34 protein-coding genes are annotated in these 24,755 nt (G+C 63.6%); 18 read left to right on the top strand and 16 right to left on the bottom strand.

The genetic code is table 11. The features are described 5' to 3' along the window. The first annotated feature begins 167 nt into the window (after positions 1–167). On the top strand, positions 168–1,514 hold the full coding sequence (gene nhaA / locus PCA10_RS03650) for a Na+/H+ antiporter NhaA (protein ID WP_041770120.1): 1,347 nt from the start codon (positions 168–170) through the stop codon (positions 1,512–1,514). A 176-nt stretch (positions 1,515–1,690) separates the two neighbouring features. Then, the gene (locus PCA10_RS03645) at positions 1,691–2,419 is read left to right on the top strand and encodes a Crp/Fnr family transcriptional regulator (protein ID WP_016490668.1); all 729 of its coding nucleotides are present in this window, start codon (positions 1,691–1,693) and stop codon (positions 2,417–2,419) included. 92 nt (positions 2,420–2,511) lie between these two features. Here the strand turns inward: PCA10_RS03645 and PCA10_RS03640 are convergent, their stop codons facing one another. Together PCA10_RS03640 and PCA10_RS30115 are read right to left on the bottom strand one after the other, a co-directional pair. Beyond that, positions 2,512–3,666 (bottom strand): DesA family fatty acid desaturase, encoded by a 1,155-nt coding sequence (locus PCA10_RS03640; RefSeq protein ID WP_016490667.1) that lies wholly within the window; start codon positions 3,664–3,666, stop codon positions 2,512–2,514. Between the two features lie 54 nt (positions 3,667–3,720). Beyond that, the gene (locus tag PCA10_RS30115) at positions 3,721–3,867 is read right to left on the bottom strand and encodes a lmo0937 family membrane protein (RefSeq protein WP_016490666.1); all 147 of its coding nucleotides are present in this window, start codon (positions 3,865–3,867) and stop codon (positions 3,721–3,723) included. Positions 3,868–4,067: 200 nt separating this feature from the next. Here PCA10_RS30115 and PCA10_RS03635 point away from each other — a divergent pair, with 200 nt between their 5' ends. The 3 genes from PCA10_RS03635 (at position 4,068) to PCA10_RS03630 (ending at position 5,248) form a co-directional block, all read left to right on the top strand. Next, the gene (locus PCA10_RS03635; RefSeq protein WP_016490665.1) at positions 4,068–4,409 is read left to right on the top strand and encodes a hypothetical protein; all 342 of its coding nucleotides are present in this window, start codon (positions 4,068–4,070) and stop codon (positions 4,407–4,409) included. A 171-nt stretch (positions 4,410–4,580) separates the two neighbouring features. After that, positions 4,581–4,757 carry a CsbD family protein gene (locus PCA10_RS29465; protein ID WP_016490664.1) on the top strand — a complete coding sequence of 59 codons (177 nt, stop codon included), beginning with the start codon at positions 4,581–4,583 and terminating at the stop codon, positions 4,755–4,757. Positions 4,758–4,807: 50 nt separating this feature from the next. Beyond that, positions 4,808–5,248 carry a PRC-barrel domain-containing protein gene (locus PCA10_RS03630; protein ID WP_016490663.1) on the top strand — a complete coding sequence of 147 codons (441 nt, stop codon included), beginning with the start codon at positions 4,808–4,810 and terminating at the stop codon, positions 5,246–5,248. 62 nt (positions 5,249–5,310) lie between these two features. Here PCA10_RS03630 and PCA10_RS03625 read toward each other — a convergent pair whose 3' ends face one another. The 5 genes from PCA10_RS03625 to PCA10_RS29335 form a co-directional block, all read right to left on the bottom strand. After that, positions 5,311–5,631: a BON domain-containing protein gene (locus PCA10_RS03625; protein WP_016490662.1), complete on the bottom strand. Its 321-nt coding sequence runs from the start codon at positions 5,629–5,631 to the stop codon at positions 5,311–5,313. Between the two features lie 221 nt (positions 5,632–5,852). Beyond that, the gene (locus tag PCA10_RS03620) at positions 5,853–6,680 is read right to left on the bottom strand and encodes a BON domain-containing protein (RefSeq protein WP_016490661.1); all 828 of its coding nucleotides are present in this window, start codon (positions 6,678–6,680) and stop codon (positions 5,853–5,855) included. Positions 6,681–6,842: 162 nt separating this feature from the next. Beyond that, positions 6,843–7,106 carry a hypothetical protein gene (locus tag PCA10_RS03615; RefSeq protein WP_016490660.1) on the bottom strand — a complete coding sequence of 88 codons (264 nt, stop codon included), beginning with the start codon at positions 7,104–7,106 and terminating at the stop codon, positions 6,843–6,845. Positions 7,107–7,225: 119 nt separating this feature from the next. Beyond that, a complete protein-coding gene (locus tag PCA10_RS03610; RefSeq protein ID WP_016490659.1) occupies positions 7,226–7,561 on the bottom strand; it encodes a DUF3509 domain-containing protein in 336 nt (111 codons plus the stop codon). A gap of 111 nt (positions 7,562–7,672) precedes the next feature. Then, complete coding sequence (locus tag PCA10_RS29335) at positions 7,673–7,831, bottom strand: DUF3309 family protein (RefSeq protein ID WP_016490658.1); 159 nt, start codon at positions 7,829–7,831, stop codon at positions 7,673–7,675. A 634-nt stretch (positions 7,832–8,465) separates the two neighbouring features. Between PCA10_RS29335 and PCA10_RS03600 the strand changes: the two genes are divergently transcribed. The 3 genes from PCA10_RS03600 (at position 8,466) to PCA10_RS03595 (ending at position 9,522) form a co-directional block, all read left to right on the top strand. After that, positions 8,466–8,675, top strand: a complete 210-nt coding sequence (locus tag PCA10_RS03600) for a hypothetical protein (protein WP_016490656.1) — start codon at positions 8,466–8,468, stop codon at positions 8,673–8,675. A 152-nt stretch (positions 8,676–8,827) separates the two neighbouring features. After that, a complete protein-coding gene (locus tag PCA10_RS29460) occupies positions 8,828–9,004 on the top strand; it encodes a CsbD family protein (protein ID WP_016490655.1) in 177 nt (58 codons plus the stop codon). A 104-nt stretch (positions 9,005–9,108) separates the two neighbouring features. Continuing rightward, complete coding sequence (locus PCA10_RS03595) at positions 9,109–9,522, top strand: PRC-barrel domain-containing protein (protein ID WP_016490654.1); 414 nt, start codon at positions 9,109–9,111, stop codon at positions 9,520–9,522. 52 nt (positions 9,523–9,574) lie between these two features. Here the strand turns inward: PCA10_RS03595 and PCA10_RS30110 are convergent, their stop codons facing one another. Beyond that, positions 9,575–9,721, bottom strand: coding sequence for a lmo0937 family membrane protein (locus tag PCA10_RS30110; protein WP_016490653.1), 147 nt, complete (start codon positions 9,719–9,721; stop codon positions 9,575–9,577). A gap of 285 nt (positions 9,722–10,006) precedes the next feature. Between PCA10_RS30110 and PCA10_RS03590 the strand changes: the two genes are divergently transcribed. After that, a complete protein-coding gene (locus tag PCA10_RS03590; protein ID WP_016490652.1) occupies positions 10,007–10,690 on the top strand; it encodes a Crp/Fnr family transcriptional regulator in 684 nt (227 codons plus the stop codon). A 310-nt stretch (positions 10,691–11,000) separates the two neighbouring features. Here the strand turns inward: PCA10_RS03590 and PCA10_RS03585 are convergent, their stop codons facing one another. Continuing rightward, a complete protein-coding gene (locus PCA10_RS03585) occupies positions 11,001–11,198 on the bottom strand; it encodes a DUF3156 family protein (protein WP_016490650.1) in 198 nt (65 codons plus the stop codon). Between the two features lie 181 nt (positions 11,199–11,379). On the opposite strand from PCA10_RS03585, the gene PCA10_RS03580 reads away from it, so the two are divergent. The 4 genes from PCA10_RS03580 to PCA10_RS30705 are packed head-to-tail and all read left to right on the top strand — an operon-like array spanning position 11,380 to position 13,548. Further along, positions 11,380–11,970, top strand: a complete 591-nt coding sequence (locus PCA10_RS03580; RefSeq protein ID WP_331711920.1) for a hypothetical protein — start codon at positions 11,380–11,382, stop codon at positions 11,968–11,970. After that, positions 11,963–12,607, top strand: coding sequence for a BRCT domain-containing protein (locus PCA10_RS03575; protein WP_016490648.1), 645 nt, complete (start codon positions 11,963–11,965; stop codon positions 12,605–12,607). The genes PCA10_RS03580 and PCA10_RS03575 overlap by 8 nt, the downstream gene beginning before the upstream one ends. 45 nt (positions 12,608–12,652) lie before the next feature. Beyond that, complete coding sequence (locus PCA10_RS03570) at positions 12,653–13,381, top strand: zeta toxin family protein (RefSeq protein ID WP_016490647.1); 729 nt, start codon at positions 12,653–12,655, stop codon at positions 13,379–13,381. Further along, on the top strand, positions 13,378–13,548 hold the full coding sequence (locus PCA10_RS30705; protein ID WP_016490646.1) for a hypothetical protein: 171 nt from the start codon (positions 13,378–13,380) through the stop codon (positions 13,546–13,548). Before PCA10_RS03570 ends, PCA10_RS30705 begins: the two co-directional genes overlap by 4 nt. 153 nt (positions 13,549–13,701) lie before the next feature. Here PCA10_RS30705 and PCA10_RS03565 read toward each other — a convergent pair whose 3' ends face one another. Next, positions 13,702–14,022: a helix-turn-helix domain-containing protein gene (locus tag PCA10_RS03565; protein WP_016490645.1), complete on the bottom strand. Its 321-nt coding sequence runs from the start codon at positions 14,020–14,022 to the stop codon at positions 13,702–13,704. A 101-nt stretch (positions 14,023–14,123) separates the two neighbouring features. Between PCA10_RS03565 and PCA10_RS03560 the strand changes: the two genes are divergently transcribed. After that, entirely contained in the window at positions 14,124–14,384 is a 261-nt protein-coding gene (locus PCA10_RS03560; protein WP_016490644.1) for a hypothetical protein, read from the top strand. A gap of 10 nt (positions 14,385–14,394) precedes the next feature. Here the strand turns inward: PCA10_RS03560 and PCA10_RS03555 are convergent, their stop codons facing one another. Together PCA10_RS03555 and PCA10_RS03550 are read right to left on the bottom strand one after the other, a co-directional pair. Then, positions 14,395–14,628: a hypothetical protein gene (locus tag PCA10_RS03555; protein ID WP_041770119.1), complete on the bottom strand. Its 234-nt coding sequence runs from the start codon at positions 14,626–14,628 to the stop codon at positions 14,395–14,397. A 358-nt stretch (positions 14,629–14,986) separates the two neighbouring features. Next, positions 14,987–16,747 (bottom strand): SulP family inorganic anion transporter, encoded by a 1,761-nt coding sequence (locus PCA10_RS03550; protein ID WP_016490642.1) that lies wholly within the window; start codon positions 16,745–16,747, stop codon positions 14,987–14,989. Between the two features lie 281 nt (positions 16,748–17,028). Between PCA10_RS03550 and PCA10_RS03545 the strand changes: the two genes are divergently transcribed. The 4 genes from PCA10_RS03545 (at position 17,029) to PCA10_RS03530 (ending at position 20,637) form a co-directional block, all read left to right on the top strand. Continuing rightward, positions 17,029–17,238 (top strand): hypothetical protein, encoded by a 210-nt coding sequence (locus PCA10_RS03545; RefSeq protein ID WP_016490640.1) that lies wholly within the window; start codon positions 17,029–17,031, stop codon positions 17,236–17,238. A 185-nt stretch (positions 17,239–17,423) separates the two neighbouring features. Beyond that, the gene (gene arcD / locus PCA10_RS03540) at positions 17,424–18,908 is read left to right on the top strand and encodes an arginine-ornithine antiporter (protein WP_016490639.1); all 1,485 of its coding nucleotides are present in this window, start codon (positions 17,424–17,426) and stop codon (positions 18,906–18,908) included. A 49-nt stretch (positions 18,909–18,957) separates the two neighbouring features. Beyond that, positions 18,958–19,620 carry a VIT1/CCC1 transporter family protein gene (locus tag PCA10_RS03535; RefSeq protein ID WP_016490638.1) on the top strand — a complete coding sequence of 221 codons (663 nt, stop codon included), beginning with the start codon at positions 18,958–18,960 and terminating at the stop codon, positions 19,618–19,620. 78 nt (positions 19,621–19,698) lie between these two features. Continuing rightward, positions 19,699–20,637: a class I SAM-dependent methyltransferase gene (locus PCA10_RS03530; RefSeq protein WP_016490637.1), complete on the top strand. Its 939-nt coding sequence runs from the start codon at positions 19,699–19,701 to the stop codon at positions 20,635–20,637. Positions 20,638–20,769: 132 nt separating this feature from the next. Here the strand turns inward: PCA10_RS03530 and PCA10_RS03525 are convergent, their stop codons facing one another. The 4 genes from PCA10_RS03525 to PCA10_RS03510 form a co-directional block, all read right to left on the bottom strand. Then, positions 20,770–21,657, bottom strand: coding sequence for a SphA family protein (locus tag PCA10_RS03525; RefSeq protein ID WP_016490636.1), 888 nt, complete (start codon positions 21,655–21,657; stop codon positions 20,770–20,772). 74 nt (positions 21,658–21,731) lie between these two features. After that, positions 21,732–22,793, bottom strand: a complete 1,062-nt coding sequence (locus PCA10_RS03520; protein ID WP_016490635.1) for an NADH:ubiquinone reductase (Na(+)-transporting) subunit F — start codon at positions 22,791–22,793, stop codon at positions 21,732–21,734. Positions 22,794–22,803: 10 nt separating this feature from the next. Next, on the bottom strand, positions 22,804–23,163 hold the full coding sequence (locus PCA10_RS03515; protein WP_016490634.1) for a phenol hydroxylase subunit P4: 360 nt from the start codon (positions 23,161–23,163) through the stop codon (positions 22,804–22,806). A gap of 58 nt (positions 23,164–23,221) precedes the next feature. Then, positions 23,222–24,748, bottom strand: coding sequence for an aromatic/alkene/methane monooxygenase hydroxylase/oxygenase subunit alpha (locus tag PCA10_RS03510; RefSeq protein ID WP_016490633.1), 1,527 nt, complete (start codon positions 24,746–24,748; stop codon positions 23,222–23,224). Positions 24,749–24,755: the final 7 nt, after the last annotated feature.

Raw genomic sequence — 24,755 nt, 5'->3', positions numbered from 1 at the left:
ATAGGGGCGCCACGGCTCCGGAGCGGTGCGCCCCTCGAACGCCCGGGCGGGGATATGTTCGATGACGCACAGATATCGCCGGCAGTCTCCCTATACTGGCCACTCCGGGTCCGCCATGTCGCTGAAGGCTCCGTCCGGAGCCCCTTGGCCAAGTGTTGCGAACCCCCATGAAGCAAGAACGGCAGACCGATAGAGATCCCATCCGACTGCCAAAGGTGCTGGCCGACCGGCTGACCACGCCTTTCTCCCGTTTCCTGCACATCGAGACCGCCGCTGCCGGCGTCCTGCTGCTGTTCACCCTGGCCGCCCTCCTCCTCTCCAACTCGCCGTGGGCACATTCCTTCCTGGGCATCTGGGAGATCCAGGGTGGTTTTCGCATCGGCTCGCTGGAGTACATGCGCTCGCTCAAAGGCTGGATCAATGACGGCCTGATGACGCTGTTCTTCTTCCTGGTGGCCCTGGAACTCAAGCGCGAGCTGGTACTTGGCGAACTGCAGAACCCGCGCATGGCGGCCCTGTCGATCTCGGCCGCCCTCGGCGGCATGCTGGTGCCCGCCGCGCTCTACTGGTTGCTGCAACAGGGACAGCCTGGCCAGCATGGCTGGGGCACGGTAATGGCGACCGACACGGCATTCGTCATCGGCTGCCTGGCGCTCCTGGGCCCACGCATCCCGCCGATCCTGCGCGTATTCATGCTTTCGCTGGCGATCGTCGACGATATCGGGGCCATCCTGGTCGTGGCCATCGGCTACGGCGAGCACATCGCCTGGAGCATGCTCGCCCTGGCCGCATGCGGCCTGGCGAGCGTCCACCTCATGTCGCGGGTCGGCTTCCGCGGTTTCCCGATCTACTTCCTGATGGGCGGACTCATCTGGGTCGCGGTGGATGCCTCCGGGATACACGCGACCATCACCGGCGTGCTGCTCGGTCTGATGACGCCGGCCCGCCGCTGGGTCAGCGACAGGCGTCTGTACGCCATCCTGAGCCAGGTCGTTGCGCACCCCAGCGATGACGAAACAAGTGGCAATACAAAGGATCGCAAGACCTTGCTGGCAGCCGAGATCGCCGCGCGCGAAACCCTGTCCCCGGTGGAGCGGCTGGAGCTTGCCCTGCACCCCTGGGTCGGCTTTGTCATCATGCCGCTCTTCGCTTTCGCCAATGCCGGCTTGCCCTTGTCCCTGGCGGACATCGGCAACTCCGTCACGCTGGCCGTGTTCATCGGCTTCGCACTCGGCAAACCCATTGGCGTACTGACTTTCAGTTGGCTGGCGGTGCGCTTGGGTATCGCCATACGCCCTCCGGACCTTGGCTGGGCCTTGCTGGCCGGCGGCGGCCTGCTGGCGGGAATCGGCTTCACCATGGCCCTGTTCATCGCCAACCTGGCATTCCCCGAGAGCCTGATCGACAGCGCCAAGCTGGGCATCTTCGCAGCCTCGGTCTTTTCCGCGGTGGCCGGTCTCGCGCTGCTGACGCTGATAGCCGTGCCAGGGAACCCCCCTCGCGAAGGTCACTGATGCCTCACGGTGGGAGCCACCCCGGACAGATCGAAGGAGCGCCGCCGGAACGGCGGCAATCCCGGATGAGAGGACCTGCGGCAAGCCTCTCGTTTGTGCTATAGCGTACCAATCGAGCACGATTCCACTGGCGTGCGATGCCAGACGGACATATCGACTATTGTCGGGAGGAGCCAATGTCAGAGCTGCCCATGCCGCGGCAGAACCACCTGCTCGCGGCCCTTTCGGAGGACGTTCAGCAGCGTCTGTTCTGCGATCTCGAACAGGTGCCATTGCCACTCGGCAAGGTGCTGTACGAGTCGGGGCATACCATGCGCCATGTCTACTTCCCCACCGACTCGATCATCTCCCTGATCTACGTGATGGAGAGCGGCGCCTCGGCGGAAATCTCCGTGGTCGGCAACGAGGGGCTGGTCGGAATCGCCCTGTTCATGGGGGGAGAAAGCACTCCGAGCCGGGCCGTCGTGCAGAGTGGCGGGCATGCGTTTCGACTCCCTGGGCAGTTGCTCAAGAATGAGTTCAACCGCCATGGCGAACTGCTGGTGCTGATGCTCCGTTATACCCAGGCCCTGATCACCCAGATGGCGCAGACGGCGGTCTGCAATCGCCATCACTCGATCGACCAGCAACTGTGCCGCTGGCTGCTGCTGTCGCTGGATCGCCTGCCAAGCAACCAGTTGGTCATGACCCAGGAACTGATCGCCAACATGCTCGGTGTCCGTCGCGAAGGGGTGACAGAGGCGGCCGGCAAACTGCAGAAGCTTGGCGTCATCGAATACAGCCGTGGGCATATCACCGTGCTCGACCGGCAGCGGCTCGAGCAGTTGAGCTGTGAATGCTACGCCGTGGTGAGGCGGGAAACCGATCGCCTGCTGCCCTACGTCCCTGCTCGCCCGGCCGGTTGAGGCCACGCCGTGCATGCCGCCGGCGGAAGCGGGCCGATGGAGTTCCCGGGCTCCGGCGAGGCACTACGGGAGTCCTTTCGGTCAGTGGGAACCTACGGCAGCGCATAGGTCCTGAGCATCTTGGCGAATTCGCGCAACGCCCGGATATTGCTGGCCTCGGCCTCATGCACCCACTGCCGGATGGCCTCGGGTATGTCCAGGCCCCTGGAGCTGGCGTCGCCCCAGATCCGCTGCAGGGCGATGCGCCTCTCGTAGGCGACCCTGAGCACCTGGCTCTTCTCCAGCGCCGCCCCGATGAGGGCCCGTTGCCGCTCGTCGAGCAGGCTCGGCTCGCGCCACAGGAGCCGCCTGGCACGACGCAGCGACGCGTCGAGCTTGGCGCGTTCCTGCCTGGCCAGTGGCGCGATCACCAATTTGCGGTACTGCGCCATGACCTGGAAGCGGTTGTTGAGGATGGCCATGGCGGTGTCCACATCCAGGCTGCGCTTGCCCTTGACCCGGGTGGCGACGGGCGCCATGCGCCTGACCCTGGCCAGGCGCAGGAGACACAGCAGCCGGATCCAGGCCCAGCCGAGGTCGAACTCCCATGCCTTCATCGACAGCTTGGCCGAGCCCGGATAGGTATGGTGGTTGTTGTGCAGCTCCTCGCCGCCGACCAGGATACCCCAGGGCACCAGGTTGGTGGCGGCGTCGCGGCATTCGAAGTTGCGGTAGCCGACCGCATGGCCAAGGCCGTTGACCACCCCGGCGGCCCAGAACGGGATCCAGATCATCTGGATCGCCCATACGCTGATGCCGATGACGCCGAACAGGGCCAGATCGATCAGCGCCATCAGACTCACCCCGGCGATGGGGAAGCGGCTATAGAGGTTGCGCTCGATCCAGTCATCCGGGCAGTGCTTGCCGTAGATGCTCAGGGTTTCCTCGTTCCGCGCTTCCTCGCGGTACAGTTCGGCACCCTTGCAGACGACCGTGGCCAGGCCCTTGTAGCGCGGGCTGTGCGGGTCCTCGGCGGTTTCGCACTTGGCGTGGTGCTTGCGGTGGATGGCGGTCCAGGCCCGGGTGGTCATCCCCGTGGTCAGCCACAGCCAGAAGCGGAAGAAATGCTTGAGCGCAGGGTGTAGCTCCAGGGCACGGTGCGCCGAGTAGCGGTGCAGGTAGAGGGTCACCGCCACTATGGTCAGGTGGGTCAGCAGCAGGGTGGCGACCACCAGCTGCCAGACGGACAAATCGAGCATGCCGGACATGAGGTCACCTCGCCCGTACCCGCTCCGGGACCGACAGGCGCGGCCGACGCGTCATCAGAATCGCCGTCCTTGACGCATCAGGAACACCAGGCCGGCCAGCACCACAAGCAACAGGATGTGGATGAAACCTCCCAGCGTGTAGGACGTGATCAGCCCCAGCGCCCACAGGGCTAACAGCAGAATCACAATTGCACCGACCATGACCGCACCTCCATGGGCTACCAGGTAGCCGTAGCGACAGGTCCAGTCTGGCGGCACTGGCCCCGGGCAGTCTGTGCGTCGGCGTACGCATGCGGTCGCGATGGCTGAGTTGGCCAGCGTACCGACCCCTCGGCTGAAGGCTGCCACGCTGGCCTTCCCAGCCAATCCCGGCCGGGTATCAGCCCAAAGGGGGCCTAGCCATGAGTACCTTGACCATCGAAGGCTGGTGCAAGACCAGCACTGGGCAGCGGTCCACCCCGGTGGAGGACATCCAGTTCTACCTGACTGGAAACGACCATCTACGCCTGGAGCAGGCCGAGGAATACCTGCAGAAGAGCCATCTGTCCGAGGTCATGGTCGATGTCGACATGTCGACCCTGGACCTGAGCATGTCGCAGGAATACAGCCCGCTGTCCGATTGCCAGCTGCGCGTCTATCTGGACCCGGACAGTAACCGCGGTCACTTCCACCTGGTCGGGCATCGGGCCAGCGACGGCAGCCTGATCTATACCAACTCCGTCCTGATCGCCCAGATGACCTAGTCGCGCGAGCATCGCCGCCCCACGGCTCCGCCCCCATCGACTCAGCCCGCCGGCGTGGCTATGTGAGTTTCCGTACAGACTCTGCCGGGGGCGGTGTCCATCCTTGAACGGACAGGCGCGGGGAAATCTGAACCCCGCGCGCTTCATTCATCCACACCACTGGAGCACCCCATGAACGAAGACCAAGTGAAAGGCCGGGGCAAACAAGTGAAAGGCCAGGTCAAGGAAGCCGCCGGCAAGCTCATCGGGAACAAGACCCTGGAAAACAAAGGCAAGGTGCAAGACACCGCCGGGAAAATCCAGAAGCACTATGGCGACCTCAAGGACGATCTCGCGAACCCGGATTGAGTCCGCTCGATCCGAGGGCCAAGCCACACAGGTAGCGACTGGAGATCACCATGAACTATGTAGAAAAAGACACCTTCGGCATGTACGGCACCAACGGCAATGGCGTGGGTCCGGAAACAAGGAAAGGACCCGGCCCCGAGCTGATGGGGGCTGACACCCTGATCGGCAACGACGTCTACAACCTCAAGGATGAAGACCTGGGCGACATCAAGGAGATCATGCTGGACATGCGCACCGGCCGAGTGATCTACGCGGTCCTGTCCTTCGGCCCGATCCTGGGCATGGGAGGAAAACTCTTCGCGGTGCCCTGGAAAGCATTGACGCTCGATACGCAACACAAGCGCTTTACCCTGAACGTCGACAAGGACCGCCTCAAAGAGGCGCCAGGCTTCGACAAGAGTCACTGGCCCAACATGGCCGACCAGGCATGGCAGAAGGAAATCCATGCCTACTACCAGCCAGCCAAGCCTGCGGGATCCAGCGGTTTGTGATCCCCACGGAAGTAGCCGGCAAAAGGCCCTTCGATGGAAGGGCCTTTTTTTTCATCCGGCGCTTACTGGGCCGGCTTGTGGACCAGGTCGTTCTTCACCTGGCGGACACCATCGACGGTCGCGGCGACCTGCACCGCCTTGTCGATCTGCCACTGGGAGTCGACGAAGCCCGTCAGCTGCACCGTGCCGTTGAACGTCTTGACCTTGATGTCGAACGAGTTCACGTCGTTCTCCATCAACAGCGCGGATTTGACCCTGGTGGTAAGGGCAATGTCGGAGAGGACTTCGCTGCTGCTCTGCTCGTGTCCGGGATGCGCGCATCCGCCGATGAAGGGGAGACCAGCGGCGAGCGCTGCCGCGATCAACAGTGTTTTCAGGTCCATGGTGATTTCCTTGAGATGGCGCTGCGCGAAGGTGCGTATCACCAGCTTGATAGCGGGGGGCTCGAGGGTCTGTGCGACTCCGCACCGAGTAGCGCGGATGCCAGCGCCACCGGAGCGAACGCACCCTGAGGAGTCGGCAAGTGAAGGGACCGCCGGCAGGCACGACCTGCCGGCGGGAGTCGCCAGCGATCCCGTTCCTCGGGACGGATGGCGACAAGTCCTCAATAGCGAAGGTTGGTGGACTGGACGCTCTTCACGCCTCGCACATTCTGCGCCAGCTCGATCGCCAGGTCGCGCTCGGCGCCACTGTCGACGACGCCACTCAGGGTAACGATGCCGGCGTTGGTGCTTACCGAGATGTCAGAGCTGCTGACATTGCTGGAGTACATCAGAGTGGATTTCACCTTGGTGGTGATCCAGCTGTCGGCCATATTGTCCCCGGCCGCCTTCGCAGTGTTCTTGGCGCTGTCGACCGGCTTCGATTTCGCGGCGTCCACCACCAGTTGGTTGTCCACCGAGACGACGCTGTTGGTGTTCAGCGCCAGACGCCCGGCAAGATCCTTGTCCGCCTGGCTATCGGCATTGCCGGTCAGCGTCACCTTGCCCGAGCGGGTCGAGACGCTGGTGGTCATGCCGTCGGCCTGTTTGCTCCACAGCAGCTTCGACTTGACCGCGGCGGTGATGGTCGCGTCATCGACCATGACGCCATAGCTCCGGTCCTGGCCCGTCTGCGGCGGAACGTAGTCGGGCTTGACCATGATCCGGTTGTCCACTGCATTGATTCCACTGACGCCCAGCGCGATCTCCTTGGCCAGCTCCTTGTTGACCTCTTCCGCGACGTTGCCGGTCAGGGTGGCCTTGCCGTTCGCTACCGACACTTTCAGGTCATTGGCCCGCAGATGAGGATTCAACGCATAGGTCGTCCAGATCTGGGTTTCCTGGCGGGCGTCAGTGAAGGTCTGCGATTCAGCGGCGGCCATACCGCCCGTGGTTCCCAGCGCCAGCGCGATGCTGGCGGCAAGGAGTAGCTTGCGGGTTTGTGTGTGCATCTGGTTTCACCATTCGGGTAAGGGATTGATCCGAACCGGGAACCCGTGGATGGCTGGGCCGCTGGTTTGGGCCGCCTGACACACCGCGTGGCGGTGCATCAGGGGATCTTGTCCGGCTCAGGACTCGTGTGTCTCAGATGAGTGGGTCCGTGCGGGGCAGGCTCACGACTTTCTGGGCTCCTGGCTCATGAGGTCGTCATCGCCCTTGGCCGCGCGTGGCGGCTCTTTCGCGGTGGCCTTGGCAGGTGGTTTGTCCGCATCCCGCGGCGGCGCCCTTCTGGCCTCCTCGCGGTCGGGGTTCTTGGCATCAGCCGTGCGTTCGGGCTTCACGGAAGGCGTGGCGCCGGCGCCCTGGCCGGGTTTCCTGGCCGGGGTGGCGCTGTTGGCCGCACCGCTGCTCGGGATGTGTTTGCTGTGCTTGCTCATGTCAACCTCTGGGGTTGGTGGTGGGGATCAGCACTGTGGCAGCGAACAGCGCAATCCGTCGGTGCGCAATCGCGCTTACTTACCGGGAACGCCGTGGGACGCGGCTGGGCCCCCCGCCCTCAGAAGCGCCGGCCATGGCCCCGTCCCGTCCAGTTCCAGATGGGGGGCTGGCGCAAGGGACGATCGTGGTAGGTGGGCAGTTCAATGCTGATCCAGCAATCATCCGGCGAATGCCACTTCAAGCTGCCTTCCAGCAACCTCAGGTCGCGCTGGACCTGGCGGATCACCAGGCCCGCCTGCGTTGGGTTGGTCAGTGCTCCGGCGTCGATGACCTTGCTCGAGCTTTCCGCTCCCGGCCGGGCGAGCACCATCAGGACCCTGCCGTCCGGACGCGAGGCCAGGGACACCTCGTAGGCTGGGAAGGCAGACGATAAAAGGACCGATGTGAGCTGCATGTGTACCTCCCTTGCGCCCGACAAGGGCGGCCGTGGTGAGATCATCGGAAGTCCGGGCGTTCCTTGGTTTGTTTGCGGTGTGTCGCGCAGCCCTGGACGACCCCAGGGGGCTCATAGCCGTCCGGTGAGCAACAACACGATGACGATGATCAGGACGATGCCCAACCCACCGGTTGGCCCATATCCCCAGTTCCTGCTGTGCGGCCAGTTCGGCAAGGTGCCGACCAGCAGCAGGATGAGGACGATCAACAGGATGGTGCCCAAGCTCATGGCTGTACCCTCCGACTTGAAGGAGCGGAAACCCGCCCGCTGGCGCTCGATGTGAGGCCGAGCACTAGATTGGCCCCACTTCTTCGGCGCATCTGTACGGCAACGAACAGAGACGACTCAGAAGGCGATGCGCGGGACACTGATCACCTGGAACTCCACGCGGTTGCGCGTGGGCTCGCTGGCCCGGCTGCTGCCGAAGTTCCCCAGGTCATTCTCAACCGGTCCGAAAGCGCCGGCTGCGGCGCGATCATGCCCGGCGCTACCGCGTCCCTCGCCAGGTCTTCGCTTATCGCGGTCAAAGGCAGGGCGCTGGCGGAAGCGACGCATAGCAGGAGCAACTGCCGGCGCAGACGCAGCACGACGTTGTCGCTGCAGGCAGGCTGCTGTTTTGCTCGGATAGCGTGCCCAGGGCACGTTGGCGGGATAGGCCATTTCATCACCATCTCCAGACCAGTTGTCCCGTAGGGGTGCGGGACGTCGGGAGCACACGATGGCCAATGGCCGGTGCGCCGTCGGTGCGCCAGCGCTCATAGCACCTCACCGGCGCAGGGTGCGATGGCGTACATACCGGCAGGCCCGGCAGGCACAGAATGAATCAAACGCAGGGCGGCATAGGCTGCAGCAGGTACCGGCAATGAACGGAATGTACGACTCGACCTTGTTCCAGCGCATTGATGCGCAGTGCCAACCGCTGCTGCGCTACCTGCACAAACTCACGGGCGTCCGTTATGCGGCGGTCTCCGAGGCGGGCGGCATCTATGAACTCAGCCCGATCCATGGCGAGCGCAAGCATGCCAGCCAGGAACAGCTGGCCGATGCTGAAGTTTGGCAAAAGCTGGTTTGAGCAACGGCTTTCCGACTGGTTGAGGGGTGAGTGCGCCAACGCACAGACAGGCCCCCTGGTTACCGACAAGGTCATGACTCCTCTCACCGCAATCGTGCGCGAGCCGGGCACATGCACGGCCTCACCGCTCGCGTTGCCCATGGAGCAAGCTCATGAACAAAGATCAATTCGAAGGAAAGGTCGATCAGTTGAAGGGCCTAATCAAGGAAACCACTGGCAGGCTTTTCGGTAACCAACGGCTGGAAAACGCAGGCAAGGCACAAAATGCCGCCGGCAATATCCAGGAGAAGGTCGGCGACAGCAGAGAGGACATCACCAAGGGGTCTTGACCCGTTTCCCTGATTGGCTCCCCTTCCCCTGCACTGCCTTCGTTCCCCGTACGCAGGCATTCCAGGGAAAGGGCCGGCCAACCTTTCTGCTATGGGAGGTACCCATGAACCATCAGGAAAAAAACGCCAGTAACGAAGACAACGTAGCCGGCCCAGCCACTCGAACAGGGCCTGGACCTGAACTGATGGGCGCAGACAGGCTCATCGGCAACGATGTCTACAACCTCGTGGGAGATGACCTCGGGGTAATCAAGGAAATCATGCTGGACATGCGCAGTGGCCGCGTCATCTATGCGGTGCTGTCGTTCACGTCGTTCCTGGGTCTGGGTGAAAAACTTTTCGCCGTGCCCTGGAGGGCATTGGCACTGGATACCGAGCACAAGCGCTTCACGCTCGATATTGATCGGTACCAACTGAAGGATGCCCCAGGATTCGACAAGAACCACTGGCCTGACATGGCCGACCAGCGCTGGCAAATGCAGATCAGCCGCTTCTACGGAAACGCGGGGTGGGAGTGAGTGGCATCGCCCCTCCTGGCAGAGGCGCTCTGACTGCAAGGAGGCTTAGAGCTCACTCACGCCGTGCCAGCCTGGAGCGGAACACGACCAGCGCGATCGACAGGAACAGAAGGATATGGATGAGTCCCCCCATGTAGAAGGAAGTAAGCAGTCCCACCACCCACAGAGCCAACAATCCGATTACGACGAATTCGAACATTTCCGTTCTCCTGCTGCGGCATGGCAATGACCTGCCTCCTTGCAGGTTGCATCCGAGCCCAGGGACGGTCTGTACGGTATCGCACTCAAGACAGGCAGTTTCACCCCGCACAGACCGGCGGAGCACTTCCCGGCTGCCCTCCATTGCAATCAATCCCGCGTGCGTGCACTAACGAACAGACCGTCGCCACCACATTGCGCAAGAGTGCAGCATGAGAAAACTCAGCAGCCTTCTTGCACCGCCCGGGACCTGCGCGTGCTGCAGGGCAAAAGGGAGGCGACCACAGTGTCCAACCATCTTCTCAGTGGCATCCCGAGCAGAGAGCGCAACCGGGTGCTCAATCATTGCGAGTCGGTAGAGCTGGTCTTCGGCAGCCTGCTTTGCGAGACAGACCAGCCATACAGCCATGCCTACTTCCCGCTTACCGGCTTCATTTCGCTGGTGGCGCACCTGGATGCCCATCGGCCGCTGGAAATGGGCCTGATCGGCAGCGAGGGCATGCTGGGCGTCACGCTCATATTGGGCGTGCGCAAGGCGCCCATCCGCGCTGTGGTGCAAGGCGCCGGAAACGCCCTGCGCATCACCTCCAGCCAGCTTCTGCGCGAGTTGCACGAGTGCCCCGAGCTGCAACGCAGTTTGAATCGCTACCTCTACGTACTGATGGCGCAACTGTCGCAAGGGGCCGCCTGCATCCACTTTCATGAGATCCAGCCAAGGCTGGCGCGCTGGCTGCTGATGACCCACGATCGGGCGCAGGCCGATCATTTCCACCTCACCCATGAGTTTCTCGCCGATATGCTCGGCGTGCGTCGGAGTGGCATCACCGTGGCTGCGGGGGAGTTGCAGCAGCAACACCTCATTCACTACAGCCGCGGTGAGATCACCATCCTCGATCGTGCCGGGCTCGAAGCAGCTGCCTGCGAATGCTACAACGCAGTGACGGACTGCTACAGCAAACTGCTTGGCTGAAAGCCGTCCGGCTTCTCGCAGCGTGGCCACGGCTAAGCACCTAGCGAACTGACGTTGTGCAGCGACAACATCCTCTTCACCTGGAGTTCTTGGATCGATCGCGACGACCGCAACGACGGCCTGGTTACCCTGTCCCCCTTGCTGCGCCCCGAACTTTCGCCATCGGACTTGCACATCGAGTGCGCCATCGTGCGACTGGCGGGACGCACCCTGTCGCCGCCGGCGCAACGCCTGATGGACCTGATCCTGGCGCCGAACGGACTGGCGGGAAAAGTTGCGAGTTGCGCAGATCCCATTGGGAGGGCCACCCTCACGCCTCCTCGGCCGGGATCCTCGTAAGCGCGTCGAAGGCCTGGTACAGCAGGTCGGCCTGGACGTCAGTGAGGCGAATGTAACGCCGATAGTGCGGTAACCGGCTCAGCACCTCGTTGGTGCCAACGTGCTCAATCACCAGGGTCCGGACGTTCTCGCCCTGCTGGAGTGCCAGCCGCCTGAAATCCAGGGACACACCATTGGCGCGCCTACCGATCCTGTCGGGCTCCTAGACGAGCCGCTGGCTGAATCGCCAAGCACAGCGCTAGCAGTTGGATGGGTGGGGGGGGCGCATCACGCGGAGAAAAAATGGGGGAACAACTGGGGGAACAAATCACACCAAACAGGCAAAACCCGCATTTTACGCGACCTACAGAGTGAATAAGGCCGGCCACAAGCCGGCTTTTTTATTGTCCGGAAGAAAGTATCGAGAGCATTCAACACTCACCGCATCCATAGCCTCGCTGACGACTGTCGGTACCTCTATCCTCTTGCTATGGCAGCTCCCCGATCCATGGCGGCAGAATGCCCCAATTGCATGGATAGCGGAGATCACCATGGTAGGCCCCTCCCTCATACACCGTTCTTTCTCGGAGCCGGACCGTCCCAAACGCAGTTGGGAGGAAACCTGGCAAGGCCCAGACCACGGCCTAATCAAGTGCTGGGAAACTGGCCGTGATCTCGCCAGCCAAGACCCCGACCTCGCCGCACGCTGCAAAGCCGGAGCGCTCCCACCCCTACATTGGAAAGGCGGTGTTGCGCGCGAGCTGAAGAAGAAGGAGAAGTTCGGCGCCCTCTCTTACCTGGCCCAATGGCAAGGCCTACGTGGCCAGGATCTGGAGATCGACCAGGGAGCCGAAGTCACCCTCACCTGCACAGCAATCGGGATGGTCGTGACCTTCACGCCTGACTTAACAAAGCTGGCCGAGCCGCAAAGCAGCGAAGACGAAGGAGAGTCCAATGGTTGATTTGCATCAGGAGTTCCAAAACAGCCGCTTCTTCCACCAGGCCCGCATCGACAGACGCTCCGCTGATGCGTTGGTCGGCCTCGCTGCCGGCGTGAGTGCAGACGGGCAGATCAATCAACAAGAAGCTGAGTTCCTGGAGAACTGGATCTCCAGCAATCTGGCCCACCTCGATGATCCAGTCATCAACCTACTCTACCGCCGCCTCTCCGATATGCTGGCTGACGGCGTACTGGATGCAGAGGAAGCGGCCGAACTGCTGACGACGCTGCGTAGTTTCGCCGGCCTCAGCAACACCCGTCCCGGCACCGGCGGCAATACCTTCACGGCGCCCACTGACCTACCACTGAGCAAGCCAGTTCCCGAACTGGAATGGGCGGGACGACTGTTCGTGTTTACCGGCGTCATGGCTTATGGTCCACGCAAGGATTGCGAAGCCCTTGTCATCGACCGTGGTGGCCAGATCGGAGCAGGTGTCAGCAAGAAAATTCACTATCTGGTGGTGGGTACCATTGGCAATGAACAATGGCTTCACAGCACCTACGGCACCAAGATCAAGAAAGCCGTTGAGCTTCGTGAAGCTGGAGCACCGCTTGCAATCGTGAGTGAAGAGCACTGGCAAACGGCAGTCTTCGGCTGAAGCGAGGATCTAGGCGCAGGACATTTCGGAGTAGCGGGCCAAAGGATGAACCCGATAGAGGAATACACCAGGGACGAGGCGCTCGAGTATGCAAAGGCCAACAAGAAGGCCATTGCGAGGCGCCGGACTGACAAGTCGATCTACCCACCGGAAGAGGACCCCGTTTCGGTTTTCATGGCGGGCTCCCCTGGCGCAGGAAAAACGGAGGCATCCACTGCGCTACTCAACCTATTCAGTGATACGTCCATCCTGCGGATCGACCCAGACGAACTACGCAACGAGTTCAAGGCCTACAAGGGCGGAAACGCTTGGTTGTTCCAAGGTGCGGTTTCGATCTTGGTGGAAAAGATTCTCGACTTTGCCCTGGACAATCGTCAGTCGTTCCTGCTGGACGGCACGCTCTCCAACTACGAGATAGCGAAGAAGAACATACAGCGCTCACTGAAGCGCGGAAGATTCGTGCAGATCCTCTACGTTTACCAAGATCCGCTGCTGGCCTGGGAGTTTGTCAAGGCTAGAGAAACCACCGAGGGCAGGCGCATCCTCCCCGAACACTTCATCGAGCAATACTTCGCCGCACGTGACGTGGTGAACCGTCTCAAGCTAGAGTTCGGCAAAGCTATCTATGTTGATCTGCTTCTGAAGAGCAACGACAATTCCAGCCGCCTGTACAAGGCTGGTGTCGACAAGATCGACTACCATATCCCTGAGCGGCATAGCAGGGCCTCGCTCGCAGCAAAACTAGGATTTACAGGATCAGGACCGCAGGCATGAGCCTCTTCAACATGGGCAAAAACAGCAAGGCCACCCGTAACCCGTTTGCCGAATTCATCCGCAATGCCAAGTCGGATGAGAAGAAGCGCGTGTACAGCACTGTCATCACCGAGTCGACCAAGCAGCAGAACCAGGTGATAGAGGCTGCCAAAGCTCAAACCATTTGACCTGGCTCCGAGAAAAGCCCCGCCAAGCGCGGGGCTTTTCGTTTCTGCACCGTCCTGCCGACCCGATCCTTTAATCCCACGCGCGGTGGCGCTGGCTTGGGAACTCTTCGGAGCCCAAACGTGCAATCGAAGACAGTGCTGGGAGCAAGCGGCTCACTTTATCGCAGGGCCTACCCCACCTAGTTTCATCGCAAATTCAAGCACTTCATCCCTCTTCTCCCGGGACAGCTTGTGGAATAGCCGCAGCAACTCCGCCATGTCGTCATCGGCCGCATAGAAGTAGGCTTCGGGAAGGTCGAGGGCGGCGGCAATCTGGCGCACGACGACGATGTTGGGCTCGTGCTTGCCCTTCTCGTACTGGTTCATCCGCGCGCTGGCGGACATGGGATCGATCTCCGCCCGGATGCCCAGCGACTCCTGGGACAGGCCTGCAGCCTTGCGCGCCTCTTTCAATCTCCTGGCGAAAACGGACATTTCCTAGCCCTCAAAAGGCTAAGAGATTCTTAGATTTGGCGCGCCCATATACTAAGGTTTCCTTAGTCTCATCCTTCAGAGCTAAACAGGACGTACAGCTAATGAGCGACTTCCGCCCCCTTCCCCAACCCTGCCGGGACGTTCTCTACTTCAATGCCGCAGCGCCAGCCGAGGACCTCTTCGACACGGCCGAGCAACGCATGGTTGCAGCGCTCAATCTGCTGCAGATCCTGGAGTTCAGTGACAGCAAGGATTTCGTCCAGCACCAGGCCACGCGTTTGGCGTCGGCGCTTGGTGTGCTGTTGAGCGACGCGCGCGTGCTGTACGAGGCGGCGCAATTGCGGGCGCAGGAAAGGCCCTAGACGGGTCTGGCTATCCCCGCCTCCACCCCGGCACTCGCAGCCGCGGCAGTGCCATCCGCAGGATGTGCAGGCAACCGCCCAGCACCAGCAGTCCGGCACCTGTGGATAACCAATGGGAAACACCCGGCTTTTCTGCTTCGAAGGCGCCGCCGAGCAGCAGCCAGTCGAGGCCCAGCAATGCCGCCATGAACAGCATCCCGGCCAGGTAGGTCAGCACGGTCAGCAGCAGCCAGAGCGGTTTCATCGGCCGGCGGTATACGGTCGGGGATCGGTCAATCACGGGCTTGCGCTCGCATCCTTGCGTCAGGGGCGCGCATAGTGGCGAATCGCCCATAGCCTGCCAAGGCGTCCCGACGGAAGGCTCGGCTTTGCCAACCGCCCCGCGAAAAACCTGAACCATCCGGGCGACCCTCTCCCTAAACCTTTGAACGCCTCATTTCCACAGGGAATGGCTTGGCCATTCGAAGGAGTACGCCATGCGCTCTGTACTGCTCTGGCTCATCGGGATTCCTATCCCGATCATCATCCTGATCGCCCTCTTCCTATAGGCAGTGACGCGGGGGCGCCACGCGATGGCGTCGCCCGCACCCCATCCAGATTCGCTAAGGCGTCCAGTCCACGTTGTGCTCTTCCAGGTAGGCATCCACGGCGGCCCCCACCGTGGGCTGGAAAACGTCGTGGCCGATGTGGTCGAGCACTTCCAGGCGCTGGAGCTTTTCCTTGACCGGGTCCTTCACTTCCGCGAAGCGCAGCTCGACGCCGGCGGCACGCAGGGTCTGCTCGAGTTCGACGAGCATGTCCGCCGAGGTGACGTCCACGCTGGTCACCGGTTCCGCCGTGATCACCAGCCGACGCACGTCGGTCGGGGACCGGGCGATGGCCTCCAGCACGCACTTCTGGAACAGCTCGGCATTGGCGAAGAACAGCGGCGCATCCCAGCGGAACAGCACCAGCCCCGGTACCAGACGCGCCCCCGGATAGCGGGAGATATCGTGAAAGCCGCGGATGCCGTCGACGCGGCCGAGTACCGCATAGTGTGGGCGCCAGCCGTCCCAGAGGAACTCGATCACGGCGATCACCACTGCCAGGCCGATGCCTGGGACCGCGCCGAGCACCGCAACGCCGACGAAGCAGGTGATGGAGAGCCAGAACTCCCACCGCTGGATGCGGTAGATGCGCGCCAGGTCCTTGAACTCGAAGAGGCCGATGGCGGCGGCGATCACCACGGCGGCCAGGGCACTGTTGGGCAGGTTCTGCAGCAGGTTGGGGGCCAGGAGCAGCAACAGCGACACGGCAATGGCGCCGAACACCCCGGTCAGTTGCGTCTGGGACCCGGCCGCTTCCGCCACCGGCGTACGGGAAGAACTGCTGCTGATGGGGAAACCCTGGAAAAAACCCGTCGCCAGGTTGGCGACGCCCAGGCCGACCATTTCCTGGTTGGGGTCCACCGGGGTGCGGAGCCTCGCCGCAAAGGTGCGCGACAGCACGCTGGTGTCGGCGAAGGACACCAGCGCCACGGCGAAGCCGCCAATCAGCACGCTGACCAGGTCTTCCGGCCGCAGCCAGGGCACCGCAAAGCCCGGAAGCCCCTGCGGCATGGGGCCCAGCACCTTGAGGCCGTGGCTGGTGGCCAGGTCGAGCCCGCCCACCAGCAGGGTCGCCGCGACCACGGCAATGAGAATGCCGGGCACCCGCTCGAAACGCTTGAGCAGCAAGATCAGCGCCAGGGTGCCAGCCCCCACGGCGAAGGCGACCCAGTTGGCCTGGCCGCCCTGGAGGGCCCGGCCGAGGAGGAAGATTTCCCGCAGTGGCCCGCTACCGTCGAGGGAGATGCCGAACAGCTTGGGCGTCTGGCTCACCAGTACGGTGAAGGCGATACCATTCATGTAGCCGTAGCGAATAGGCTTGGACAGCAGCTCGGTGATGAACCCCAACTTCAGCAGGCCGGCGCCCACACAGACCAACCCCGATACCAGCGCCATGCCGCTGGCCAGGGCGATGGCGCGCAAGGGGTCGCCGCCGGACAACGGCAGCACCACGGCGAGGATGATGGCCGCCAGCGCCGAGTCCGGGCCGAGCACGAGAATGCGACTGGGTCCGAACAGCGCATAGGCCAGCAGCGGCACGATGGTGGCGTACAGGCCATAGATGCCCGGTACGCCGGAGGCCTCGGCGTAGGCGATGCCCACCGGCACCAGCATGGTGGTCAGCACCAGGCCGGCGAGCAGGTCTTTCGGCAGCCAGCCGGCCTGGTAGGTGCGCAGCACCTGCAACCCGGGCAACCAGCGGCGCCAGCCAGTCGGGGCGGAGGATTGCGGCAAGCGCCCGGGCTCGTTCGGTTGGGTGGGCTGGCTGTCGTTCATCGGGCGCTCCGCCTGCCTCGGTGGGACGGTTCAGGAAACCAGCATATCCGGCGTGGCCAGGTCGACTTTCCTGACCTGGACGCCAAGCGTTTCATGGGGTGGGAACACCCTAAGAATGGCTGCCTATTCGGGCGACGTCGAAAACCTCGCGAAACTGCCTCAAGTCCTTGTCAGCCGTGGCCTGGAGCGTTCCAAAAAAGAACTCGGACTGCCCTTTCATTACCCGACCAATGGCTAAACTGGACCTGTAGGCATCGCTTCCGACGCTTCGGGAGAGGCTGATGGACCTGTCGATCGAGTTGGTCTCCACGCAGGAACGGCCCCTGTGGCTGGTGCATGCCTGTGGTCTGACCATCGTTTTCCCGGACCAGGCATCCGCCACCTCCTTCGCCCTCAAGCTGGAGATGCGCGTGAACGCGCCTCACTCACTGTCGCAAGAAACCCGGAAACACTGGGCTGCCGAGCACTTTCGCATGTTGCGGGGCTCGTAGGGCGTCTATCGTTTGTGCAGTACCCGGCTGCGGGGCATGAGTTGCATCGAACCAACTCTCAGCAGCGATACAAGCAGTCTGTTCGGTGGCGCGTGCCACTCGAAGGGTCATGCCGTAGGTTAGCGACCATTTCCAGTTGGCCGGCCATCTATTTGAACGATGCCCGCTCGGGCAAGGAGCTTCAGATGGTCGATACAACCAGCAAGATCGACAAGGACTTCCCGCCCCACAAGGAAACCCAGGTCGCGACCGGCAGTGACAAATTGAAGGTCGGGGCGTTGATCGCTCTGGTCGTCGGCTCCATGGTCGGCGGCGGCATTTTCTCCCTGCCCCAGAACATCGCCGCGAGCGCCAGTGCCGGCGCCACGCTGATCGGCTGGCTGATCACCGGCGTCGGCATGTTGATGCTGGCGTTCGTGTTCCAGACCCTCGCCAACCGCAAGCCCACCCTCGACGGCGGGGTGTACGCCTACGCCAAGGCCGGCTTCGGTGACTACATGGGCTTCTCCTCGGCCTGGGGTTACTGGATCAGCGCCTGGATCGGCAACGTCAGCTACATGGTGCTGCTGTTCAGCACCCTCGGTTTCTTCTTCCCGATGTTCGGCGAAGGCAACACCCTGCCCGCGATCATCTGCGCCTCGGTACTGCTCTGGTGCCTGCACTTCCTGGTGCTGCGCGGGATCAAGGAGGCCGCCTTCATCAACACCCTCACCACCATCGCCAAGATGGTGCCGCTGGCGCTGTTCATCGTGATCGCCGGCGTGGCCTTCAAGATGGATGTGTTCACCGCCGACTTCTGGGGCGCCGGCAACAGCGACCTCGGCACGGTGATGGACCAGGTGCGCAAGATGATGCTGGTCACCGTGTGGGTGTTCATCGGCATCGAGGGCGCGAGCATCTTCTCCGCCCGTGCCGAAAAGCGCAGCGACGTGGGCAAGGCAACCGTGGTGGGTTTCATCGGTGTACTGCTGCTGTTGGTGCTGGTGAACATCCTGTCCCAGGGGATCATGGCCCAGGCCGCCCTGGCCGGCCTGAAGAACCCCTCCATGGCCGGCGTGCTGGAGCATGTGGTGGGCCACTGGGGCGCGGTGCTGATCAGCGTCGGGCTGATCGTGTCGCTGGCGGGTGCGTTGCTGTCCTGGACGCTGCTCTGCGCGGAAATACTCTTTGCCAGCGCCCGTGACCACACCATGCCGGAGTTCCTGCGCAAGGAGAACGCCAACCAGGTGCCGGCCAATGCGCTGTGGCTGTCCAACGGTCTCATCCAGCTGTTCCTGGTCGTCACCCTGTTCAACAGCTCCACCTACCTCAGCCTGCTGTACCTGGCGACCTCCATGATCCTGGTGCCCTACTTCTGGTCCGCGGCCTACGCCCTGCTGCTGGCCTGGCGCCACGAAACCTACGAGCAGGCACCCGGTGAGCGTGGCAAGGACCTGCTGATCGCCCTGGTCGCCGTCCTCTACGCCATATGGCTGGTGTACGCGGCGGGCGTGCAGTACCTGCTGCTGTCGGCGCTGCTCTATGCACCCGGGGCCATCCTGTTCGCCAAGGCCAAGCGTGAGCTGGGCCAACCGGTGTTCACCGGCGTCGAGAAAGTGATCTTCCTGGTGGTGGTCATTGGCGCCCTGATAGCCGGTTACGGGCTCTACAGCGGCTTCCTCAGCCTTTGACCCGCCGCCGGCCCTGGCGGCTCGGCCGCCAGGGCCTGGGAGATGCGCCATGATCGAAGCGGACAATGAGAAGCGGCGACCGATACTCGACCCACCCGATCGCATCACCGAAGTGATTTTCGGCCTGCTGATGGCGATGACCTTCGTCGGGGCGCTGAGTGTGGCGACATCCGGCCGCGAGGAGGCGCGCACCATGCTGATCGCGGCCTTCGGCTGCAACCTGGCCTGGGGCCTGGCAGATGCCGTCATCTACCTGTTGCGGACCTGGACCGACCGCACCCGCAACCGAACCTTGCTGCAGCGCCTGCAGAACAGCGCCGATGCCCGCGATGGCCAGGCCCTGGTCGCCGACGCGTTGCCGCCGCGCATCGCCGCGGCGGCGGGTGCCGAAGGCCTGGAAATGCTCCGCCGTCGCTTGATCGACTACAGCGGCGCGCCCGTTCGGACGGGATTGGGGCTGGACGATTTCCTCGGCGCCCTGGGCACCTTTCTGCTGGTGGTGCTGGCGACCTTCCCCATCGTCATTCCCTTCCTGCTCCTGGCCGATACGGGGCTGGCGATCCGCACCTCCAACCTGGTGGCCCTGGGCATGCTGTTCGCCGCCGGCTGGATGCTGGCCCGCTACTCGGGCGGCAATACCTGGGCGGGTGGAGCGGCGATGGCGATTGTCGGTACCGCCCTGATGTTCGCGATCATCGCCCTGGGTGGCTGAACGGCAAGCCCACCGACCCAGCCTTCCCGCCATGGCCAACGAGGGTAGAATGCCGCCCCGCTTTCACGAACCGCCGCCATGAACCTCGACGCCATCGCCACCCTGCAGCAGCAACTCACCACCGCCCTGGACAACCCGCCGGGCGAGATTCGGCGCATTTTCCACGGCCGTGGACGGCGCTGGGCGGGGCTGGAACATGTCACGGTGGACTGGCTGCAAGGCGTGGTGCTGGTGTCGCTGTTCCGCGAAGTGGAGCAAGCGGAGCTGGACGCGCTGAAAGCGATGCTGGCGAGCCTGACCCAATCGCCCACCTGGCAAGGCAGCGGTGCGCGAACCCTGCTGCTGCAGCACCGCTACCTGCTGGAAAGCAGCGTCGAGTTGCTCTGGGGCGAGGCGGTGGACGAGTGCGTGGTCAGCGAAGGCGGCCTGCGCTTCAAGCTGGACCTGGGCAAGAAGCAGAACAACGGCCTGTTCCTCGACATGCGCTACGGCCGCGACTGGGTCCGGGCGAACGCGGCGGGCAGGACGGTGCTCAACCTGTTCGCCTACACCTGCGGCTTTTCGGTGGCGGCCATCGCCGGCGGCGCCGAGCGGGTGGTGAACCTGGACATGGCCAGTTCGGCCCTCAGCCGTGGCCGCGACAATCACCGCCTGAACGACCATGACGTCAGCCGCGTGGGCTTCCTCGGCCACGAGCTGTTCAAGTCCTGGGGCAAGGTGAAGAAGCTCGGCCCCTACGACCTGGTGATCATCGATCCGCCGTCCTTCCAGAAAGGCAGCTTCGCCCTCACCCGCGACTACCAGAAGATCCTCCGCCGCCTGCCGGAACTGCTGACCGAGCAGGGCCTGGTGCTGGCGTGCGTCAACGACCCCGGCATCGGGCCGGACTTCCTCATCCAGGGCATGCAGGCCGAAGCGCCCGAGCTGCGCTTCGTGGAGCGCCTGGAGAATCCGCCGGAGTTCGAGGACATCGACGCGGATGCGGGGCTGAAGGCGCTGGTGTTTCGGCGGGGGTGATTCACCTACGCGCCCGCCTCGCCCTTGTAGGGGCGAATTCATTCGCCAAGCGGGCCAGCGGTCCGCCCTTCAGCGCCAAGTCCAACTCCCCTCACCCCCGCCCCTCTCCCGGAGGGAGAGGGGAGCAAAGCGCTAGAAAGGCACCGTCAGCTTCAGCCAGTAGGCATCCCCTTCGGCGCGGTTGCGCACCTGGCTTTCCTGCTCCCACTTGGCGGTGACGAACCAGCCGTCCTTGCTGCTGTACATCGCCGACGGGCCGATGGCGAAGGCGCGACCCTTGTTGTCCTCGATGCGTTCGCCGTTCTGGCGGTCGTCGGTGGTCTGCCGGTAGTAGTAGCCGCCCACGCCCAGCACCCAGCCATTGCCCAGGCCCCAGCCCAGGGCGTAGTCGACGTGGAATTCCTGGCCCGAGCGGTAGTCCGTGGCGGAGTTCTCCAGGTTGAAGTCGTACATGATCTTGGCGCTGGCATTGAGCCCGGCCGGGTCGACGTGGGAGATCGCCAGCACCGGTTCGATGGTCCAGTAGTTGCGCCCGATATTGGCCAGGTCGCCGCGGTCGTATTCGCCCGAGGGCGCGATGAAGTCCAGGGCGACCACGCTGTGCAGCTTGTCGCTGTAGTGATGGCCCAGCGCCGGGCCGAAGATGATGTCGCCCAGGCCGCGCTTGCTCTGGGACTGGCCGTTCACCTCCACCTTGAGGTCCACCAGGGGGAACAGCGCGGCGAAGGCCAGGCTGCCGCCGAGCACCTGCTGCTCGGTAACCCAGATCAGCCGCGGCGCGACGACGTTGGCACGCACGCGGAAGTCCACGGGCAGGCTGCGTCCGTCGTTGCCGCGCAGGGTGTCGGCTTCATAGTGGGTGGAGAACACCTGGCCATAGAAACCCGGTGGCGGCATCACCCCGGACATGAAGCTTTCCGCGCCAACGGGGTAGGTGGAGCCGCCCCCTTCGGTGGCCTGGGCGACAGGACCGAGGGACGCGAGGATGCAGCAGGACAGGACACGCAACGTGGTGCTCATAGGCTTTACCTTGTTGTTCTTATGGGCGTGGACCGCCCTCCGCGCCAAGGCGCGGAACGGCGGGTGCGGCGGGATCAGATGCGCTTGAACAGAGCTGAGCGGGTGCTTTCGCCGGCGCCGTCGGCGGCGGTGAGGAAGCGCTCCATGAAGATGTCGCGCTCGAACAACCGGCCCTGCATCAGCGTGGTGACGGCAGCGTCGATCATCGGCGGCGGCCCGCAGAGGTAGGCCTTGCTGCCGGAGAAGCGGCCGTCGAAGTGTTTTTTCGCCGCGTCGTGCACGTAGCCACGGAAGCCGCTCCACTGGCTGTCCTCGGCGGCCTGGCTCAGGGCCGGGACGTAGGTGAAGTTCTCGTGCTCCTCGGCCAGGCGCTCGAACAGCTCGCGGTTGTACAGTTCGGCGCGATTGCGCGCGCCCTGGAACAGCACCATGCGCCGCGAGTCACCCTGCTCCAGCAGGTCGAGGATCATCGACTGCGGGCTGGACAGCCCCGAGCCGCCGGCGATGAAGATCAGGTCGCCGGCCTGGGAGCCGCGCACGAAGAACTGGCCATAGGGCCCGGACAGCCCGAGGGCGTCACCCACCTTCAATTGGTTGTGGATAAAACCGGTGGCCTGGCCGCCTTCCACCAGGCGCACATGCAGCTCCACCTCGTCGGCGCGGCTCGGCGGATTGGCCAGGGAGAAGGCGCGGGTGCCCTCGATACCGGGAATCTGCAGGTTGATGTACTGGCCGGACTGGAACGCCATGGGCCGGTCCAGCTTCAGGCGCAGGCCCTTGATGGTGGGCGAGAGGTCTTCCAGGGCGGTGACCACCGCCTGGTAGTCCTCCACGGCGTGGCCCGCGAAGTCGGGGTCGACGTCGATGTCGGCCTCGATCACCAGGTCGCTCTGGGGGATGGCGCAGCAGGCCAGTACCTTGCCCTCGTCGCGCTCCATGTCCATCAGGGCGAAGGGCGAGGCGGCGCCGACGTCCACCTCGCCTTCCAGCACCTGCAATTTGCAGGTGGCGCAGGTGCCGTGGCCGCAGGCGAAGGGCAGCCAGACGCCCTGGCGCAGGGCGGCCTGGAGGATGGTCTGGCCCTCTTCGACTTCTATCTGTTCGCCGGTGGGTTCGATGGTGACTTGGTAGCTCATGACGACGCCCTCAGTTGAAGCTGCCGTTGAGGCCGTCCAGGCCGGGGGTGTCCAGGCGCAGCAGGCTCTTGTGGCCGATGCCGTTGGCGGCCAGGCCGGCCTGCCAGTCGGGCTGGAAGTCGGCGTCGTCGAGGCGCCAGATGGCCTGGGCGAAGTCCACTCGCACGGCATCCGGGTGCGCGGCGATGGCCGGCTTGACCACGTTGTCGATGAAGTCCGCAAACGGCATGTCCGGCGGCAATGGCAGGGTGAAGGGCGCGCAGAACATCAGGTGGCGGTCCCAGGTGAGGTACACCAGTTGCAGGCCGTTGAAGTTTTCCTGGCGGTCCAGGGATTGCGCCTGATAGGCGCCGATGGCGGTCACGGGCATGACGCTGTCCTTCTTGTAATGGGGTGGAAAGGCGGGCGCGTGGCGCCCGCCGCCGGGGTCAGCCAGCCGTGTTGAAGTCGGCGGGCCTGTCGCCCTGCCACTGTTGCCAGCGCTGGTGCTCGGGCGAGCCCTGGTAGTCGAAGTTGTCGAAGCCTGCGGCGATGTTGTAGTAGTCGCGCACCACCGCCTCGACGTCGCCGCCGCCGCAGTTGCCCTGGAGGATCTGGTGCACCGGCAGCCAGGCCTGGACGTACTTGTCCGGCTCGTACTGGAAGATGTCGCAGCAGCCGTCGGAGCAGAAATGGAAGCGCTCGCCGGCGTGCAGCACGCTGCGGTGGCTCAGGGTGGTGTCGGCGTCCGGCTCGGTGAACGACAGCGGGATCTGGCACACCTGGCAGAGCATCGGCAGGGTCGGGTTGTAGAAGCGCTCGCCGCGTGCCTGCATCTCGCGCCAGTGCTCGTAGCGCGGGCGGTAGATGCGGTCGAAGGTGTCCGGGTACTTGGCCGAGAGCCAGTCCAGTTCCTCGTCCGTGGGCATCCAGGTGTGGAAGTTGGTGGCCTGGCTGTACTGGTAGAAGATCGACCAGGCCTGGTGGCTGATGTGCTCCTTGCCGATGGTGGTCTGCTCGACGTACTTGGGCGGACGGATGCCGTAGCGCTCCAGGTCCTTGAACAGCGCGCCGCCGGCCTGCTCGTAGTACACCTCCCAGGCCTCGGCCCAGGACATGACTTTGTTCGGCAGCATGTAGTCCATCATCATCCCCACCAGCGTCAGCAGGCGGTAGCCGCGCCAGAACCACTTGTCGATCCAGCGCTGGATGATCGGCACGTTGTCCTCGTGCTGCTCCAGCAGGAACTTGATCACCTCCAGCCCCAGGGTCATGTGCCGGGCTTCGTCGGACTGCGCCGAGAAGCCGAAGGTGACGGTGGCCATGTCGCCGTTGTAGGCGGCGCCGGACATGAAGGGCACGAACAGCAGGTTGGTCAGCACGTACTCGAAGCTGAACGAGATGGCCGTGAGGAACTCGAAGGGGCCGGCGGTGCGGGCGTCCTCGAAGAAGGACTTGGGCACCGAGAGGAACCACACCCGGTCGTGCATGTGGGCGAAATCATGCAGGCCGTTGAAGTGCTTGTTGTAGTGACTCATGGCGTGGATCTGGGTCTGCACGTGACGCAGTTCGTCGATCGCCTGCATCTGGCAGGCGACCCGTGCGCCGGCCCCGCCGAAGTGCCGGCCGACCCGGGCGAAACCCTGGTAGGCCTGGTACTCCAGCGGGGTCACGCCGGAGAGGAACAGCTTCAGCGCGTTGACGTAGCGCGCGTCGGACAGGTTGGTATGGCCGTTGTTCTGGGCGAAGGCGTCGAAGATGGCGTAGAGCTTCTTCTCCTTCTCGGCCTGGTACTTCCAGTAGGCGTCCATGGTCAGGCGGAAGGGGTCCTCCCACTTGTCCCAGTCGGTGATCTTGATGCCCTCGAAACGCTCATAGGGGTAGATGTCTTCCTTGGTCTGGTAGCTGGGCTCCCAGGCGAGGTCGCGGGTCAGGCAGCGGTACTTGTCTTTCTGGTTCAGGCGTTTGGCGGCCATGGTGGCT

The organism is Pseudomonas resinovorans NBRC 106553, from assembly GCF_000412695.1.
Taxonomy (GTDB): domain Bacteria; phylum Pseudomonadota; class Gammaproteobacteria; order Pseudomonadales; family Pseudomonadaceae; genus Metapseudomonas; species Metapseudomonas resinovorans_A.
The sequence above is the reverse complement of the archived record's forward strand: the minus strand, read 5'-3'. Positions and strand labels throughout refer to the sequence as shown.